This window comes from Chitinophaga sedimenti (assembly GCF_023156195.1).
Classification (GTDB): domain Bacteria; phylum Bacteroidota; class Bacteroidia; order Chitinophagales; family Chitinophagaceae; genus Chitinophaga; species Chitinophaga sedimenti.
Window position 1 is genome coordinate 3077901 of sequence record NZ_JAKUKA010000001.1, and the last position, 16627, is coordinate 3094527.

Here is a 16627-nt window from a genome sequence, read left to right on the forward strand (position 1 = left end):
ATCGCCGGCATTTATTTTATCCGGTCATCGATAATGTAATCGCCATTCTGATCGCGGCGCATCGGGTCGCCTGCCCCGAACTGCGTACCGCCATACCAGCTGATACGACGGCCGGTAAGCGGATCTACCGGCACGGCTTCATTGGAATCATAAATCCCATCTACCTGCCAAACCGAGAACTGGAACAAAGGTTGGCCCAGGGTCAGCACGCGTTCCAGCCAGGGATCGCCGAACTTAAAGTCACGGCCGCCCTGCGGCAGTTTGGTCACCATGTTCTGGTTAAAGCTGATGTTAAAGTTCGTGCGCCACTGGAAAGGTGATGTAAATGGCAGGTTCACGGTATTCAACGTGAGCTCCAGGCCCTGGTTCAATACATCCACATAGTTATCGCTCACACGGGTGTAACCGGTCGTTACCTTCACCGGGATGTTAAATACTTTGGATGCGGATTTACGATGGTAGAAATCACCGGTAAACTGTACCCTGTCTTTAAACAGGTTCAGGTCGATGCCGATGTTGTACTGCGGACTGCGTTCCCAGCTGATATTACGGGAAGCGCTGGGCGCCGCATAATCGGGATATACTACCGTAGTACCATTATAAGATGTCATCGCGCCGGAATTGAACACCACGCCATCCAGGGTAGAACCGGGATAAGACGCATTGGTGGTCAACGGTTGAAACTGTGCATAGTACTCGCCCGGATCCATACCGGTAATACCGTAGCTACCGCGGATTTTAAAGAACGATACAATATTGTGTAGCGGCTCCATAAACGGCTCGTCGGTAGCTACCCAACCGGCAGACACTGAAGGAAATTCAGCCCAGCGGTTGTCTTTGCTGTAACGCGAAGATGCATCGCGACGGTAGTTTGCCTGGATCAGGTATTTGCCTTCATAATCGTAGCCAAACCGGCCAAAAAACGAAAGGCGCGCACGCTGCGACAAACCCGAAGAGCCAATAAGATTCGGCCCCGCAGGTACCCCGTTCACTGTTTTCACCGCATCCACGCTAATGCCGGAGCCACGCACCCAGCTGTTGGCGTTCGACTGCCTTTCAGCGCCCTGTCCGGCCAACGCGGTCACCGTATGTTTACCATATGTTTTATTAAACATCAGGTAGTTCTCTATTTCATAACGGCGGTTCTGGTATACCTGGTTCTCTGCCACGTTCAGGCCGTTGTTGATGATGCCAGGTTTAAAATAATCGCGCCGCTGGTTAATGAAGTTGTACGCCACGTTGCTGTTCCATACCAGCCCCGGTACAATGGTATACAGGATGCGGCTGTTGCCGGTGAAGGAAATACTGCGGTCATCGTCCATCAGCGCGTCGTATTCACCGGTATACAGCTCCCTGTCCGCATCGGTAATCTTCCAGAACGATGAGGGGAAACCCCAGATCGAGAACGGGTACTTCTGTTCATCGCCACGCCCATGTTTCGATTTCACAAAAGAGAAAAACAGGTCGTTGGATATTTCCACGTTTTTGGTGGGACGGAGGGACAGGTACAAACGCGGTGTGGAGCGTTGAATGTCGAAACCTTTCATGACCCCTTCCTCGCGGTAATAGTTATACGATAAGCGATATGCGAAGTTCTCGGTCGCCGCGCCCACGCTGGCGTCTACATTGTTGATCATCGCACGTTGCAGGAATAACCCCTGCCAGTCGGTATTGTTATTGAACGCTGGATTAAGACTGTCGGTAAGCATCATGTGCAGATCGTTGTTGCGCTGCCAGTCGCCCATGTCGTGTAAGATATCCATCTTCATCCGGCGTTCGGCCGCACCTACGATAATAGGCTTCATTGCAGGCTTGTCGGCCACACCGGCATAACTGCCTACACGGAATTCCGCCTTGCCGGTCTTCGGGCGTTTTGTTTTTACAATGATTACCCCGTTGGCCGCGCGTGCGCCATATATCGCAGAAGCGGAAGCATCTTTCAGAATGTCCAGTGATTCAATATCATTGGGGTTGATGCCGGATAAGGGATTGGAGAAAGTATAGGTGCTCGAAATATCACTCACATCAAAAATCACCCCGTCGATCACATAAAGCGGCGCACTAACACCGGTGGGATTTACACTGGTGGAACCGCGTACGTTCACGATGCTGGAGCTGCCCGGTTCACCGGTGGTGCTCAATACCGTAAGACCGGCCACACGTCCCTGCAACATCGCGTCAAAGGTGGCATAAGGTGTGTTTTCAATTTCTTTTCCTTTGATAGATGCCACCGAAGAAGTGGTTTTACGGCGCTGAATATCCACGGTAACCGATGATCACCACATCGTTCAGCGACTTCACATCTTCTTCCAGGTTGATATCAATGCCCGTACGGCCGCCCACACTGATCGTTTGCGGCAGGTAGCCCATGTAGCTCACGAGCAGTACCGCCTCACCGGATTTTACCTCCAGTGAATAAGCGCCATCCGGACCGGTAGCAGTGCCCTGTTTGGTGCCTTTCTCGCGGACCACCACACCCGGCACCGGGGTGTTGGTCTTCTTATCGGTGACCCTGCCCGTTATTTTAAACTGTGCCAGCGCGGCCAGCGGCAACATCAGCAGGCAGGTCATCGCCGCTGCAAGCGCCCGTTTGAAATTTGGTTGATTCGTCATGTTGTAGTTATTAGAAGATGAAACGATGCATGAGGTCAGGGCAATAAGGAGCCGCGGGCTTCACCCGTATTTTTCCGTGGAACCATCATTTGTTGTTTAAACGGCGCACGAATCCTTATCGAACCGTAAGTATTCGTTCCCTGCCCGCATTTTAACAGGCAAAGGCATTTGGCTGATCTGTTTTTATGTTGTTAAAAATCCGGCCATCCATACCCTGTCTAAAGGCCAGACAGGCGACCCAATTGAGCTAATTCTTCTGCGTGTTCCTTGCTTATTGGCTGATGCGGATGGTTAAAAAAGTACTAAGTGACGGTACACATTACCGGGGCGTTTTCACAATTAATACCAAACGTTCGCAACTATTCATAATTGTCACTATGACACTATAAAACTAGTATGAACGGTTGCTTTCCGCTTTGCGGATTTTACCTTCTTATATGCAGATATTATTGATTTAATTTTGGGTGTAGAAGTGACACTTATGCACATGATAAGTAGCGCTCAATATCATTGTTCCTGTTCCTGCAACCATTGGTAATAGCTGACCACTGCACGTATTTCGCCGTAGGAAAACTGGTCGCCCAGCCGCTCTTTGAGCGGACCTAAAGCCTCGCCGCCCATCTTTTCAATGGCATTCATGATAGGCGGAATTTTCTGCCGCGGCACCAGTTCATGCACATCCAGTTCACCGGTGCGGATAAAAGCCGCCAGGTGCGCCTGGATGGTGTTGGGCGCCAGGTTGCGCAGGTGCGCCACATCGTCCACGGAATTGCCTTCCAGGAATAATTGTAATGTTTGCCGCTGGGTATTGCTGTTCCCGCTCGTGGCGGCAGCCGGCTTCTGCTTTTTGGCCGTGCTGCGTTTGGGGGCGCTCACGTTCGATTTGAGGTGTATTTGTGTAGGTACCCTGTTCAGGATGCAATAGTCCTGCACGGTCTGTAGAAATGCATCGCCGTATTTGGCCAGCTTCACTTCACCAAAGCCGGAGATTTTCGAAATATCGGTAAGGGTTAATGGCAGATAGGTAGCCAGTTCTACCAGGGTGGCATCGGAGAACACAATGTACGGCGGCACATTGTCGCGCTGCGCCACTTCGCGGCGCAATTGCTTCAACAGCTTCAGCAGATCGTCCTGCTGCGGCGCCTTGTTCTTCGGTGTCGCGCCCGACAACTGCACTTCCCTGGCAGCTGCCGTTTGTTTCGTCAGCATCACCTGCTGCCCGCCTTTCAGTACTTCCCAGCTGGTGTCGGAAAGTTTTAATACGGGAAACTCATTGCCGGACAGTTGCAGTAAGCCAAGCTGCAATAATTCGCGGCCATATTGTTTCCATTGTTCTTTACTGAACTCGCGACCGATCCCATAGGTTTTAATCTCCTTATGAAAATCTTTTACAGCAGCGCTGCCGCGCAAAAAGTCGATCACGTAATTCATGCCCCAGCGCTCCTGTAAGCGGTATACCGCACTCAGCATCTTCTGCGCCGCAATGGTCGCATCCTCCCTTCCCCTTCCGTCATACAACGATCGCAGCTGCCGCAATGATCGGGCGCCGTTTCATCGAAGTAGTTGAGCAGGTATTTGCGGCGGCACATAAAAGTTTCGCAGAGACCGGCCATCTGATCCAGCTTTTTAAGCATGATGGCGCTCTGCGCTTCGTTGCCGTCCACGGTAGCAAAACGCTTCAGTTTAAATACATCACCGGGACTGTAAAACAGCACCGCCTCACTTGGTAACCCGTCACGGCCGGCACGACCGGTTTCCTGGTAATAGCCCTCAATATTTTTGGGCAGGTCTACGTGCACGACAAACCGCACGTTGCTTTTATTGATGCCCATGCCGAAGGCGATGGTGGCCACCATGATGCGAATATCGTCTTTCAGGAACTTCTCCTGCCGCTCTTCACGCAGGTTGCGCTCCAGTCCGGCGTGATAAGCCGCGGCAGCAAAACCCGCGCGTTGGAGGTCTTCTGCCAGCGACTCGGTGGAAGCGCGGGACAGGCAATAGATAATACCGCTGTCCTCTTTCTTCTCTTCCAGGTAAGCCGCGAGTTGATCGAAGTAGTTTCGCTTCGGGCGGATGGAGTATTGGATATTGGGCCGGTTGAAGGAGTTTTCAAATACTTTGAATTCCTTCAGTTCCAGCTTGTCGATGATATCTTTTTTGGTGAGTGAATCAGCCGTAGCCGTCAGCGCGATCACCGGTGTATTGGGGAAAAATTGTTTCAGTTGTCCCAGCCCGAGGTACTCCGGACGAAAATCGTGGCCCCATTGGCTGATACAATGTGCTTCGTCTATAGCGAACAGCGACACGTCCAGCGTTTGCAGGTACTGCATAAATTTGCCATCGCCGAGCAGCCGCTCCGGCGCCACGTATAATAGTTTAATGGTTTTGTTACGCAGGTGTTGCGATACTTCCTGCTGCTCTGCCATACTGAGCGTGGAGTTGAGGAAGGCGGCGGGGATACCGTTCGCTTTCAGGGCGTCTACCTGGTCCTTCATCAATGCAATGAGCGGCGACACCACGATGGTGACACCCTTAAAGGCGAGGGCCGGCAACTGGTAACAAATAGACTTACCGCCACCCGTAGGCATCAGCACCACCGTATCCTTTCCGTCCATCACGTTCTCCACGATCGCCTGTTGGTTATGACGGAAATTCTCGTACCCGAAATGTTGCTTGAGCAGCGTTAACACAGATTGCATATTTCCCCGGCCTCCAAATTGCATTTAGCGGCAAATATAGTCGTAAAAAATAACTCCGTGCCTTTCCCGGTGTAACGGGAGGGCACGGAGCTCAGTAATCAAATCTACTTAAAAATATTAATCTACTTTTTGCTGATAAATTTAGCGAGCGCTTTACCGGTGAGAGCATACGCTTCAGAAATACGCCAGCCCGAGTCAAAGTCAACACCCATCGCATCGCCACCGGGGTGTTGTCTACCGTGAACTTTACCAGCTCTTTGTTAGACGCGTCTACCAGGGTAATTTCTGTATCGATGCGGGCGGATTTACGCATGACGCCTACATTAAAACCAGGCTCAATGAACGTAGTATGCACGATCATCGTGTACTTTGCCCTTTTATAGTTACCGGCCGGGTGATCGAAGTGTTTGGAGAACAATTCGTTGAACTTGGGCTCATAGCGGGAGCTGCGGTCGTCTTTCCAGGCTTTTTCCAGGCATCGCCCTTACCGGCTTCTTTTTTATTGTATTCCGCTTTTTCTTGTCGATGTAGTGCTGCTCATCGCCCTCTTTGCCTACCTGTAAACCGTCGTACGTAAAGGTCGTGTTGAGGGTGTCGATGTTTTTAAAGGCGGCGATGTCGCCACTTACGAGTTTGATTTTTTGGGCAGAAGAGCGCTGCGGGGCCAGGGACGCGGCCAGCAGCAGGAGCATTGCAGTCGGAAAATGTTTCATATTGTTGATGAGGTTTATGCGGCAAAACTAAGCATTAATTAATTTACTATATCTTATCAGATTATAACAAACGTGTTAAAATCCGTTTATCGTCTATTTTTGCGGTTTACACGCAGCAGCAAGCAAATTCTGGCATAAACTGTGCGGCTGGATAATTTATTCAACCTGTATAAACTTAAGCGGACAGCATTTCGTAACTTCATCATGTTGTTACAAACCCGCTTTATTCAAACCTACTACTGATGCAAAACGACACCGCAACGATCAGCGCACTTTTTAACGCGGCCAACCTGGAAGTGGAGATGGGCAACCTGGAAGAAGCAGCTGTATTCCTCCGCAAAGCCATCCACCTGAAAGAGGACAGCTCACCCACGGAAGCCTCCCTGGCCAATGATTATTTTAATCTCGGGCTCATGGAAAAGGCACTGGACAACCTGGAAGCGGCCCGTACCACGATGTACAAAGCACTGGAACTCGAATCTGCTTCCAGCCAGCCCCGGGACTTGTCCGACATCTACTATCACCTGTCGGCAGTGGAAAATAACCTTGGTAACTTCACCGCCGCCAAAATGCTGGTGGAAAAAAGCCTGCCCGGCATCATCGCCCGTTACGGCGAAAACGACCTGCGCACCGCCAACCTTTATTATCACCTGTCACTTACAGAAGATGAATTGGGCAACCTCCAGGCCGCAAAAACAGCTATTGAGCAAAACATCGGGATCGAAAAAACGCACTACGAAGACACACATCCTTCGCTTGGCAAAAGTTACTACCAGCTGGCCATGATCGAGCGTAAACTGCAGCATTACCCTGCCGCACTGGAGCTCATCAAAAAAACACTGGCCTCCGACTTTGCACAGGAAGAAGTATCGCCCATCGAAACCAGTGTGCACTTCTGGAGCCTTTCCGAAGTTACCCTCGAAATGGGCGACCGCGAAGAAGCCAAAAAGATCGGCGTACACTGCTACAACATGATCGATGAGGAAATTCCGGAAGATCACATTCTTAAACGCGACGTTTATCAATATCTCTTCACTAACTTCCCGGAGCTTTTCGAAGAAACCGTTTAGCACAACGGGGTCATCATACACTGTACAAAGGCAGTCCCGGCCGGGGCTGCCTTTGTATTTCAGCAGAAACCGGTATAGAATATGTTATGGTTGCGTAGGCGCTATGCGTTATCAGCACTGTAGCCAACCATGAAGTGATTTACTTTTTATTGTTGGGAATTGACTTGTGGAAATATTTGTAGAACAAATACCACAATGCCCTTTATTTTTGGCGATAACAAGAAAACCATTTAAAGCTTTGAGACAACTAACCTGCCTGCTAATCGATGATGATGCCGATGACCTCTCGAATTTTTTTCGATGGCCATGCAGCGTTTGAACAAACAGGTACATTGCATCGCCTACGACGATGCCATTGAAGCGCTGAAGGAACTGTCGGCCGATGCGAACTTTCTGCCCGACTTCATTTTCCTTGACCTGAACATGCCACGCATGCAGGGCAAACAATTATTACGCGAGATGAAAAAACTGGAACATCTTTCGAACGTACCGTTTATCATCTATTCCACTTCCTCCGAATCGCATGATGTGGAGGAAACGAAAGCACTCGGCGCGGTGGATTATGTTGTAAAAGCCCCCAGCATCAAACTATTGTCTGAACGCACGGAACAAGTCATTAATCTATATAAAAAGCCCTCTTAGTCAATATGACCACTAACGAACAGACAATCCCGGGCTTCCTGACCGGCGGCGGCGAACTGGGCGAGTTAATCCGCGGAAAAGACTGGTCGGCAACCCCACTGGGACCAGTAGATACCTGGCCACAGAGCCTTCGCACCTGCGTCCGCATCATCCTCACGTCCTCGCAACCCATGTTCGTATGGTGGGGGCCCGATCTGATCAATCTTTATAATGATGCTTACAAAGCCATCGTAGGCGGTAAGCATCCCGATGCGCTGGGACAACCAGCCAGACAGGTGTGGGCGGAGATATGGGACGAGTCTGGGCCCCGCGCAGAAACGGCGCTCAGGAAAAATATAGGCACCTATGATGAAGCATTACTGCTTATCATGGAGCGCAACGGCTACCCCGAAGAAACTTATTACACCTTTTCCTACAGCCCCGTGCCCGGCGATGATGGCCAGCCACAGGGCATCATCTGCGCCAATTCGGACGATACCGAACGCATTACCGGCGACCGGCAGATGCGCACGCTTCGCGAAATCAGCAACCGCACCATGGAGGCAAAAACCGAAGCAGAAACTTATGAACGTACGTTAGCTGCATTGGAACAAAACCCACAGGACTTTCCCTTTGCAGCCATCTATCGTTTTGAAAATGAATGCACAGTAGCACACCTCGCCGGAAAAACCTCAACGGAGCTAACTGCGGGTATGATGCCAACGCAGCTAAGACTAAGCGAGCAGCTGCCCGACGTATGGGGATTGGCCGACATGTGCAGGGAGCATACGCACATCATTAAAACTGATTTACCAGCAGTATTCGGCCCTTTGCCTGCCGGCAGTTTCTGGAAGAGAAGCCCGGACAAGGTATTGATTATGCCGGTACAGCAGGCCGGCCAAAAGTTACCCTTCGCTGCGCTGGTCGTGGGACTTAGTCCTTTCCGGCAGGCAGATGAAAGGTATATTGGCTTTTTTAAACTCGTGGCCGACCAGGTCGCGTCGAGTCTTGTGAATGTGCGCACGTTCGAAGAAGAACGCAAACGGACGGAAGCACTGCTGGAACTAGACCGCGCTAAAACAACCTTCTTTAGCAACATCAGTCACGAATTCCGGACACCGCTGACATTGATGTTAGGTCCCCTCGAAGAATTATTGAACGATCCGCAGCAATTACTGCCGGAACAACACCGCGCCAACATTGCCTCCACGCACCGCAACGCTTTGCGGCTGCTGCGTTTGGTGAATACCCTGCTCGACTTCAGCCGCATTGAATCGGACCGGTTGCAGGCGGTATTCGCGCCGGTAGACTTATCACAGTTCACCACCGACCTGGCCGGCAGTTTCCGGGCTGCGGTAGAACATGCGGGCATGGAGTACGAGGTGCGTTGCGCACCACTGCCACAGGCTGCATACGTTGATAAGCAGATGTGGGAAAAGATCGTATTAAACCTATTATCGAACGCTTTTAAATATACCCTCAGAGGACGCATCTCTGTTTCGCTGGAAGCAGATGGCGCACAGGCTGTATTGAAGGTAGCAGATACGGGCATCGGCATCCCGGAAGCGGAGCTGCCACGCATGTTCGAACGTTTCCACCGCATACAGAACGCGAACGGGCGTACGCATGAAGGTACCGGCATCGGTTTGTCACTGGTAAAAGAATTAGTAAGTTTTCACCAGGGAGTAATTGACGTAAACAGTAAAGAAGGCGAAGGCAGCGTGTTTACCGTTCGCCTGCCGTTAGGCCGCGCCCATCTGCCGGACAGCCATATCGCAGAAACGGCCGCCAGCGACTACGAATCCATTTTGCCGGACATGTACCTGCAGGAAGTATTGAGCCTTACCGGCACTGAGAGAGCTGAACCCGTCGAAGAAAAACAACAAGGCACCCCCGCCCATATATTGGTGGTCGACGACAACGTGGACATGCGCGATTACATCAGCCGGCTGCTCCAGAAAGGCTACCGCGTAACGGTAGCAGCAAACGGCGAACAGGCGCTGGAGCTGATCGCAAAAGAAACGCCGGACCTGGTATTGTCCGATATCATGATGCCCGTTATGGACGGCATTGAACTGCTGCACAAGATAAAAGGAAACCCTGCCACGGCGGCATTACCCGTTATCCTCCTCTCTGCCCGCGCGGGTGAAGAAGCCCGTATCGAGGGTTATGATATCGGCGCAGATGATTACGTCGTAAAACCTTTCTCGGCCCGCGAGCTGCAGGCCCGCATCAAGGCGCAGATTAAAATAGCGGCAACACGACGGGAAACAGAGCAACACCTTCGCAACCTGTTTTCCCATACGCCTTTTCCCGTGGCCATTTTCCGCGGACCAGAATTATATATTGAACTGGCGAACGACAAGATGCTCGACTTCTGGAACCGTACACATGAAAAGTACGTTATAAAAAGCTGATAGAAGTATTCCCGGAAATCAGCGAGCAGTCGCCTTACCTGAAGCTGCGCGATGTATTCCATACCGGGAAACGGGTGGTAGAAACGGAGCGCATGATCACTTACCAGCGCGATATGTTCCTGCACAATGCTTATTACAACGCGGTATATGAGCCCGTGGCGGATGAACAGGGAAACATCACACATATTATCGTGATGACGCAGGATATTACTGACCTGGTAAGGGCGAGACAGCTGGCGCAAAGTAGTGCGGAAGAACTCGAACGCGCGGTAACGGAACGTACCGAAGAACTGCGCCAGTCCAATGTGCAGCTCACCAAATCGAACCACGAGCTGGAGCAGTTTGCTTACATCGCCAGCCATGACCTGCAGGAGCCTTTGCGTAAAATACAGGTCTTCTCCGAGCTGTTGAAAGATCACCTGGAAGATAAAACCATTGCAGACAAATACTTTGAAAAGATACATGAATCGGCCCGCCGCATGTCGTCGCTCATACGCGATGTATTGCACTACAGCCGGCTGAGCAACTCACCGGAACAACTGGTGAGCGTAGACCTGAACAAAACCCTGCAACATGTTACTTCCGATTTTGACCTGTTGATCGAGCAGAAGAAAGCGGTGGTCCGTCAATCGGGATTACCGGTGATACAGGGTATCCCTTCTCAATTGCAGCAATTGTTTGCCAACCTGCTGAACAATGCGCTGAAGTTTGCGGATAAGGAGCAGCCTGTCATCAGCCTGCGGTCCATGCCGGTTACTGCCGGAGAGGTGGCCTTATATCCACAGCTGGATGCGGCCAGGAATTACGTGAAAGTGATGTTTGCGGATAACGGGATCGGGTTTGAGCAACAATATGCCGAACAGATATTCGTGATCTTCCAGCGGTTGAATGATAAACAGCGGTATAAAGGAACAGGCATCGGGCTGGCACTTTGTAAAAAGATCGTGGAAAACCATGGCGGTGTGATTATAGCCAGGGGAGCGCCGGGCGAAGGGGCTGTGTTTGAAATGATATTTCCAGTATAAAAAAGCCCCGGCAGCCGGGCTTTTTTATTTTAATATTTCGCAGGTGTTCCCGGTTTCGGGATCGCCTTTTTATAAAGTTGCGGAGGTTCTCGTTGCTCGATACCAGGTCGTCTTTACGCAGGTACATCATGTGTCCGCTGCGGTAGCCTTCCCAGGACATACGGTCCTTCAGTTTACCGGATGGGTCCATTTGCCAGAGGTTGTATTTCGCGTTGAAATAATCGCAGGCGCCGTCGTAGTACCCCGACTGTACCAGCAGGTGCAGGTAAGGGTTCTGGGCCATGGCCTGGCGCAGATTTTCCGCGGTGCGGTCACCGCTGCGGTTCCAGGGATGTACCGGGCCGAACATGTAATATTTCATATCCGTCTTATAGTTCAGCTCATCTCTTAAATACATGTTGATGGCCGGTGTAAAAGAATGCAACCACGAAGTGAGTTCAGCATTGTAATCCGGGCTCTCCCCGCATCCTGCCGGTCGATGCCGCGGTAGCGCGAATCGAGGCGCCCTACGGTGAAGCTCTGGTCACGCAGCAGCTCTTTCCAGAAGAAGTCGTACGGGATATTCAGGTTAAACTGCAATACTACGCTTTCCTTCAGACCGGTATAACGTGCCATCTTAGCTGCAAGTTCTTTTTCTTTGCCTCCTCGAGCGTATGACCTTTGGCGATGGCCGGGATCAGTTCGTTTATGGTGAAAGCCTCCACTTCGGGCAACATCTGCTCCAGGTCTTTGCTTTGCAGATCGGGCGCCTGTTTTTATGATACCATGCCGTGGCCGCGAAATAAGGAATACGCAGCGCCGCCTCTACCGGGCCGGAACGCTCGATGCCCAGTTCTGTAGGCGACACCAGCACCACGCCATTGAGATACATCCACTGCGCGTTCTGCAGTTCCAATGCGAGACCGGATACGCGGGTGGTGCCGTAGCTTTCGCCGATCAGGAACTTCGGAGAAGCCCAGCGCTTGTAGCGGCTTACAAACGTATTGATCCATTCCGCGAGATAACGAATGTCTTCGTTCACGCCGAAAAACTGGCCGCGGTCAACGTCCTTATTGGCCATGCGCGAAAAGCCGGTGTTCACAGGATCTACGTACAGTATATCGGCCACGTCCAGGATGGAATTCGGGTTGTCCTTCATGCCATAAGGCTGTATAGGATACCCCTCGTCGTCTACTTTCAGGATGCGGGGACCGGTATAACCGATCTCCATCCATACCGCGGAAGTGCCGGGGCCGCCGTTGAAGGAGATCACGAGCGGACGGCTGTCTTTATCTTTTACATCCGTTCTTTCATAATAAGTGAAAAATACGCCTGCGATAGGCTTGTTCTCATTATCCCACACGGGAATGGTGCCTGTAACGGCCCTGTAAGGCACATTTACGCCCTTAATCGCCACGCTGTTGGTAGTGATCACGGTGCGGTCGAGATCAAGGCTGCGCGAGGCGCCCGCTTCGGGTTTCGGTTCTGGTTTAGACTGGGCGGTCGCCTGTAACAAAGCGCCGCAGGCAAAGCAGGCAAGGATTAGATTTTTATACATACTATTTAGATGCTGGTTATAGGGGCATAATGTAGGCTGTTTAAAGCAGATTTCGCCAAAAATTGGGATAAGAGGAAGGAAAAGGATAATATTTCGATAGCGCGGGCCAAAAAATGATTAGTTGCGGGATGCGGTTGCAGTGTACGACGAAAGGATGTCAGATAGGCAGGCACGGCTGAGTGCATGATTGTCACACTTACTGACAGGGAGGCACTTTCTTTAACATTTCTTTAAGATGAACGTCACCAAACTGTTAAGAAATAGCCCAAAACGCTGCTGTAACGTCCTGTGGAACAATATTTAAGCAATAGCAGGAGTTTAGAGAGAACCGTATCGTAATTTTAACCAAACAATCTGTTATTGCATGAAGTTGAACCTGCGTAAAATCAAACCGACCATCTTTGCTGCCACACTTGCCACTTTAGTAGTTGCTACTCATTTACCTTCCAACGGTAATAGATCCGCTGCTGTAGCTACAACCACTAAAACAACGACCACCGTTACCACCCGTGCGTCCGCCATGGCGGCATTGTACGATCAACTTTCGCTGGATTCTGCGGGTTTGTCCAAAGAGGCCTTCGATTATGCGCTGGCCGGCTACGAGCAACTCGGCGAAAGGTAAAATCCAGAACGACGGCGTACTGTCTATCGTGGATTTCAGCCTGCCTTCCAGCAAAAAACGCCTGTTCGTGATTGACCTGGAAAATGGCAAACTGTTGTTCAATACCCCGGTATCGCACGGCAGAAATTCCGGGAAGGGCGACGCCACCTCCTTTTCCAATGCGCCCAACAGCTTTAAAAGCAGCCTTGGCTTTTATGTGACCGGCAACACTTACTCCGGTGAACATGGCTATTCGCTGCGCCTGAACGGTGAGGAAAAGGGTTTTAACGATAACGCCCTGTCGCGCGGTATCGTGATGCATTGCGCCGATTATGTGAATGAAGGCCTGGTGCAGAGCCAGGGTTACATTGGCCGCAGCCTGGGTTGCCCCGCCATTCCTACCGCCGTACACAAGAAAGTAATTTCAGCCATCAGCAACGGGTCCTGCCTGTTTGTATACAGCCGCGACAAAGGTTACCTGGCTAAATCCAAATTGATAAATTTTTCCAAATTAGTGTAGCAGCAGGTTTGCTATTAAAGGAGGCGCGGTCCGGCTATTTGCAGGACCGCGTCCGCTATTTTTAGGCGTTCCTACTCCCCTTGCGGGTCTTCGAACATCTTCTTCGCCACTACGTTGTCGTGACCGTAAATATCGTCCCTGAAATGTAAAGTCTTGTTCTCGTCCACCCAGGCGGTGTAGTAGGTGATCATTACCGGCAGCGGATCCTTGATCTTCACCCATTTTTCTTTGCCGGCATTCATCGCGCTGTCAATCTTTTCCGCGGTCCAGTCGCCGTTATCCTGCAACACATAATTTGCCATTTTTACCGGGTCGCTGAGGCGGATACAGCCGTGACTGTAGGCACGGTTGTCGCGTTTAAAAAGATCTTTCGCCGGAGTATCATGGAAGTAGATGTTGAAACTGTTGGGGAAGAGAAACTTTACCTGTCCCAGCGAGTTTTTGGGGCCGGGTTTCTGACGTACTACCGGTAAGCCATTGCGTTCGCCGGTTACTTCCATATTATTATTGGCTAGATAATTGGCGTTGCGGCCCTGTGCGGGCAGTATTTCCTTACGCACAATACTCGCGGGAACGTTCCAGTAGGGACTGAATACTACGTTATTCATGTCGCCATAGAAGCTCACGGTGCTGTGGCCCTCCTTCCCTACTACAACCGGCATATCAAATTCCTTTTTACCGTTGTTGGTCGCATGCAACATAAACTCGGGAATGTTTACCACGATTAGTCGCCCTTCGGGGCTAACGGGCAGCCAGCGTACGCGCTCCATGTTGATCAGCAATTGCTGGATGCGGGTAAGTACCGGCACGTTCATCTGGCGGATGAGTGTATCGCTGATCACACCGCTGCCGCTGTAACCATGTCGTTGCTGGAATACCTTCACCGCACTTTCCAGGGCGTCGTCGAACAAAGCGGAGGTGTCGGCAGCAGGCAGTTCACCGGTAACGGACAAACGTTTGCGGATCTGCTGTATCTCCACACCTGGTCACCTTTTTTGAAGCGCTTTTTCGGCGCGGCTTCCACAGCTGGCCAACCGCCTTTCTGCGCAATTTCACGGTAACGTTGCAGCTGTTCCTTTAACTGGCCATAGTTTTCATTGCTGCGGGCATACCGGCGGTTATCTTTATCCGCCAGGATGCTATCGGCCATGGTAAGTATTTTATTTTTGCTGATGGGGATGAAATATGCCAGCTGCTCGCGGCGGATATTCTCATCTTCGAAAGTCTTTTCGGCGTATTGTAATAACCGTTGTGTGAGCTGTAATTCGGTTTTAATAAAACCCGCATCGGTTGGACTTACACCAATGCTGTCCTCTCCCACGAGATCGTCCAGTTTGGCTTCAAGGGCTTTGCTTTCTGTACTGTCCTTACTGTAGTCGTATAAACTGCGGAACCCGAGCGCCTGTTCGGCCAGCCCATGCGACGAAAACCAGGCAAACTGGTAATTGCGCGCATTGTAGAAACTTCTCATCGCATTGGCGACGGTATCGTTCAGCTTGGCGGTACCGATGTACTTTTCCATCGCCATACTGTCGAGGAAAATATCATTATAGGCATTTGCCGGTGTGATAGCGGTGTTACGGGGTACAATAGATTCCTTTGCACCCGGATCTCTTTTCGTGCTGCTGTTGTTGCAGGCGGCCAGTAAAACAAGGCCAAGCGATATGGTCAGTATTTGTTTCATACCGCATCTTGTAAACAAATCACATGCCTGAGCAGGCTTAACCTTGTGCAGCCAAGGCTTTGCGCCCCATACGCTGGGCAATGGCGCTGGCGAAAATGATCTGTAAGGCGTGGTATAACATCAACGGTAGTAACATAATGCCAATTACATCCGGCGTGTGGGCAAATAATACCTTCGACATGACGGTACCGTGTATCAACGACTTTTTAGAACCACAGAATACCGCCGTTATACGGTCTTCCCGGTTAAAGCGCAATAAGTTACAAAGCAGGGTAATTAACCCAAAGGCGACAAAGAAGAGTAATACCATTCCCAGGCCTATTAATACGATGTCCAACGCTTTGAAGCCATTAAACACACCATTCTCAAAACTCTCACAAAAGGCGGTGTATACGATCATCAGGATCACGGCCTGGTCCATCTGCCTGAGCGTAGTTTTATGTTTTTCAGCGAAAGCGCCGAAACGGCCGTTAAGCAGGAGGCCCAGTACTACGGGCAGCAATACCTGCAAGCATAATTTGCCCATAATAGCACCCAGGTCCATATCGCCGCCACCGGAAGTGGCCGTTACCAGCGACATGAGCAACGGCGTTAAAAACACCCCCATCAGGCTGGAAATACTGGCGTTAAAAATAGCAGCCGGCATATTACCATTGGCGATAGACACCATCACCACCGAGGAAGAAACGGTAGACGGCAGCGCCGCCAAGAAATAAATACTCAGCCAGGTAAGTTCGTTGCCGCCCGACATGAACAGCGGGCGCACGGCCAGCACGATCAGCGGGAACAACAGGAACGTGCTGAGTTGCACGACCAGGTGCAGTTTCCAGTTCCCCAGGCCGGCCTTTAACTTGGCGGGACTTAACCGCAGTCCGTAAAAGAAGAAAATGAGCGATACACCATACCCCGCAATGGCAGGCAACTGCGGGGCCCGTCGCCCGTACCGGGCTGCGGAAATAACTTCGCTAATAATATCATTGCCACCAGCAACAGCACAAACGTATCCAGTCCAACCTTTTTCAAAGTACCGCCAACGCGGCCCAACAGTCCCTTTTCCATACCTAGATCATTATAATTTAACACAATAGCGGCACGACCTCACACATTAGTGTTACACTATCCTATCG

General features: G+C 51.0%; 18 protein-coding genes. 6 read left to right on the forward strand and 12 right to left on the reverse strand.

Features of this window, described 5'->3' with window-relative positions:
• Positions 1 to 11: 11 nt before the first annotated feature.
• The 6 genes from MKQ70_RS17490 to MKQ70_RS17515 all read right to left on the reverse strand — a co-directional run bounded on the left by MKQ70_RS17490 (position 12) and on the right by MKQ70_RS17515 (position 6025).
• Complete coding sequence (locus MKQ70_RS17490) at positions 12 to 2264, reverse strand: SusC/RagA family TonB-linked outer membrane protein (protein ID WP_248072907.1); 2253 nt, start codon at positions 2262 to 2264, stop codon at positions 12 to 14.
• Positions 2245 to 2613 (reverse strand): carboxypeptidase-like regulatory domain-containing protein, encoded by a 369-nt coding sequence (locus tag MKQ70_RS17495; protein WP_248072908.1) that lies wholly within the window; start codon positions 2611 to 2613, stop codon positions 2245 to 2247. The genes MKQ70_RS17490 and MKQ70_RS17495 overlap by 20 nt, the downstream gene beginning before the upstream one ends.
• Before the next feature lie 507 nt (positions 2614 to 3120).
• Complete coding sequence (locus MKQ70_RS17500) at positions 3121 to 4083, reverse strand: helix-turn-helix domain-containing protein (protein WP_248072910.1); 963 nt, start codon at positions 4081 to 4083, stop codon at positions 3121 to 3123.
• Positions 4077 to 5303 carry a RecQ family ATP-dependent DNA helicase gene (locus MKQ70_RS17505; RefSeq protein WP_248072912.1) on the reverse strand — a complete coding sequence of 409 codons (1227 nt, stop codon included), beginning with the start codon at positions 5301 to 5303 and terminating at the stop codon, positions 4077 to 4079. The genes MKQ70_RS17500 and MKQ70_RS17505 overlap by 7 nt, the downstream gene beginning before the upstream one ends.
• Positions 5304 to 5403: 100 nt before the next feature.
• Positions 5404 to 5730: a hypothetical protein gene (locus MKQ70_RS17510; RefSeq protein WP_248072914.1), complete on the reverse strand. Its 327-nt coding sequence runs from the start codon at positions 5728 to 5730 to the stop codon at positions 5404 to 5406.
• A 16-nt stretch (positions 5731 to 5746) separates the two neighbouring features.
• The gene (locus MKQ70_RS17515; protein WP_248072916.1) at positions 5747 to 6025 is read right to left on the reverse strand and encodes a hypothetical protein; all 279 of its coding nucleotides are present in this window, start codon (positions 6023 to 6025) and stop codon (positions 5747 to 5749) included.
• A 242-nt stretch (positions 6026 to 6267) separates the two neighbouring features.
• On the opposite strand from MKQ70_RS17515, the gene MKQ70_RS17520 reads away from it, so the two are divergent.
• From MKQ70_RS17520 to MKQ70_RS17535, 4 genes are all read left to right on the forward strand, one after another.
• Positions 6268 to 7095 carry a tetratricopeptide repeat protein gene (locus MKQ70_RS17520; protein WP_248072917.1) on the forward strand — a complete coding sequence of 276 codons (828 nt, stop codon included), beginning with the start codon at positions 6268 to 6270 and terminating at the stop codon, positions 7093 to 7095.
• A 306-nt stretch (positions 7096 to 7401) separates the two neighbouring features.
• Positions 7402 to 7737: a response regulator gene (locus MKQ70_RS17525; RefSeq protein WP_248072918.1), complete on the forward strand. Its 336-nt coding sequence runs from the start codon at positions 7402 to 7404 to the stop codon at positions 7735 to 7737.
• A 5-nt stretch (positions 7738 to 7742) separates the two neighbouring features.
• A complete protein-coding gene (locus MKQ70_RS17530) occupies positions 7743 to 10133 on the forward strand; it encodes a response regulator (RefSeq protein ID WP_248072920.1) in 2391 nt (796 codons plus the stop codon).
• 74 nt (positions 10134 to 10207) lie between these two features.
• Complete coding sequence (locus tag MKQ70_RS17535) at positions 10208 to 11158, forward strand: sensor histidine kinase (protein ID WP_248072922.1); 951 nt, start codon at positions 10208 to 10210, stop codon at positions 11156 to 11158.
• Here MKQ70_RS17535 and MKQ70_RS17540 read toward each other — a convergent pair.
• The 3 genes from MKQ70_RS17540 to MKQ70_RS17550 all read right to left on the reverse strand — a co-directional run bounded on the left by MKQ70_RS17540 (position 11100) and on the right by MKQ70_RS17550 (position 12695).
• Positions 11100 to 11555: a hypothetical protein gene (locus MKQ70_RS17540; protein WP_248072925.1), complete on the reverse strand. Its 456-nt coding sequence runs from the start codon at positions 11553 to 11555 to the stop codon at positions 11100 to 11102. The genes MKQ70_RS17535 and MKQ70_RS17540 overlap by 59 nt on opposite strands.
• Positions 11546 to 11773, reverse strand: coding sequence for a hypothetical protein (locus MKQ70_RS17545; RefSeq protein WP_248072927.1), 228 nt, complete (start codon positions 11771 to 11773; stop codon positions 11546 to 11548). Before MKQ70_RS17545 ends, MKQ70_RS17540 begins: the two co-directional genes overlap by 10 nt.
• 70 nt (positions 11774 to 11843) lie before the next feature.
• Positions 11844 to 12695: a S10 family serine carboxypeptidase-like protein gene (locus tag MKQ70_RS17550; RefSeq protein ID WP_248072929.1), complete on the reverse strand. Its 852-nt coding sequence runs from the start codon at positions 12693 to 12695 to the stop codon at positions 11844 to 11846.
• A gap of 364 nt (positions 12696 to 13059) precedes the next feature.
• Between MKQ70_RS17550 and MKQ70_RS17555 the strand changes: the two genes are divergently transcribed.
• Together MKQ70_RS17555 and MKQ70_RS17560 are read left to right on the forward strand one after the other, a co-directional pair.
• Complete coding sequence (locus tag MKQ70_RS17555) at positions 13060 to 13317, forward strand: hypothetical protein (RefSeq protein ID WP_248072932.1); 258 nt, start codon at positions 13060 to 13062, stop codon at positions 13315 to 13317.
• Entirely contained in the window at positions 13280 to 13816 is a 537-nt protein-coding gene (locus tag MKQ70_RS17560; protein ID WP_248072935.1) for a murein L,D-transpeptidase catalytic domain family protein, read from the forward strand. Before MKQ70_RS17555 ends, MKQ70_RS17560 begins: the two co-directional genes overlap by 38 nt.
• Before the next feature lie 71 nt (positions 13817 to 13887).
• Here MKQ70_RS17560 and MKQ70_RS17565 read toward each other — a convergent pair whose 3' ends face one another.
• The 3 genes from MKQ70_RS17565 to MKQ70_RS17575 are packed head-to-tail and all read right to left on the reverse strand — an operon-like array spanning position 13888 to position 16422.
• Positions 13888 to 14796, reverse strand: coding sequence for a L,D-transpeptidase family protein (locus MKQ70_RS17565; RefSeq protein WP_248072938.1), 909 nt, complete (start codon positions 14794 to 14796; stop codon positions 13888 to 13890).
• Positions 14697 to 15500, reverse strand: a complete 804-nt coding sequence (locus tag MKQ70_RS17570) for a L,D-transpeptidase scaffold domain-containing protein (RefSeq protein ID WP_248072941.1) — start codon at positions 15498 to 15500, stop codon at positions 14697 to 14699. Before MKQ70_RS17570 ends, MKQ70_RS17565 begins: the two co-directional genes overlap by 100 nt.
• 37 nt (positions 15501 to 15537) lie before the next feature.
• Complete coding sequence (locus MKQ70_RS17575) at positions 15538 to 16422, reverse strand: bile acid:sodium symporter family protein (RefSeq protein WP_248072944.1); 885 nt, start codon at positions 16420 to 16422, stop codon at positions 15538 to 15540.
• Positions 16423 to 16627: the final 205 nt, after the last annotated feature.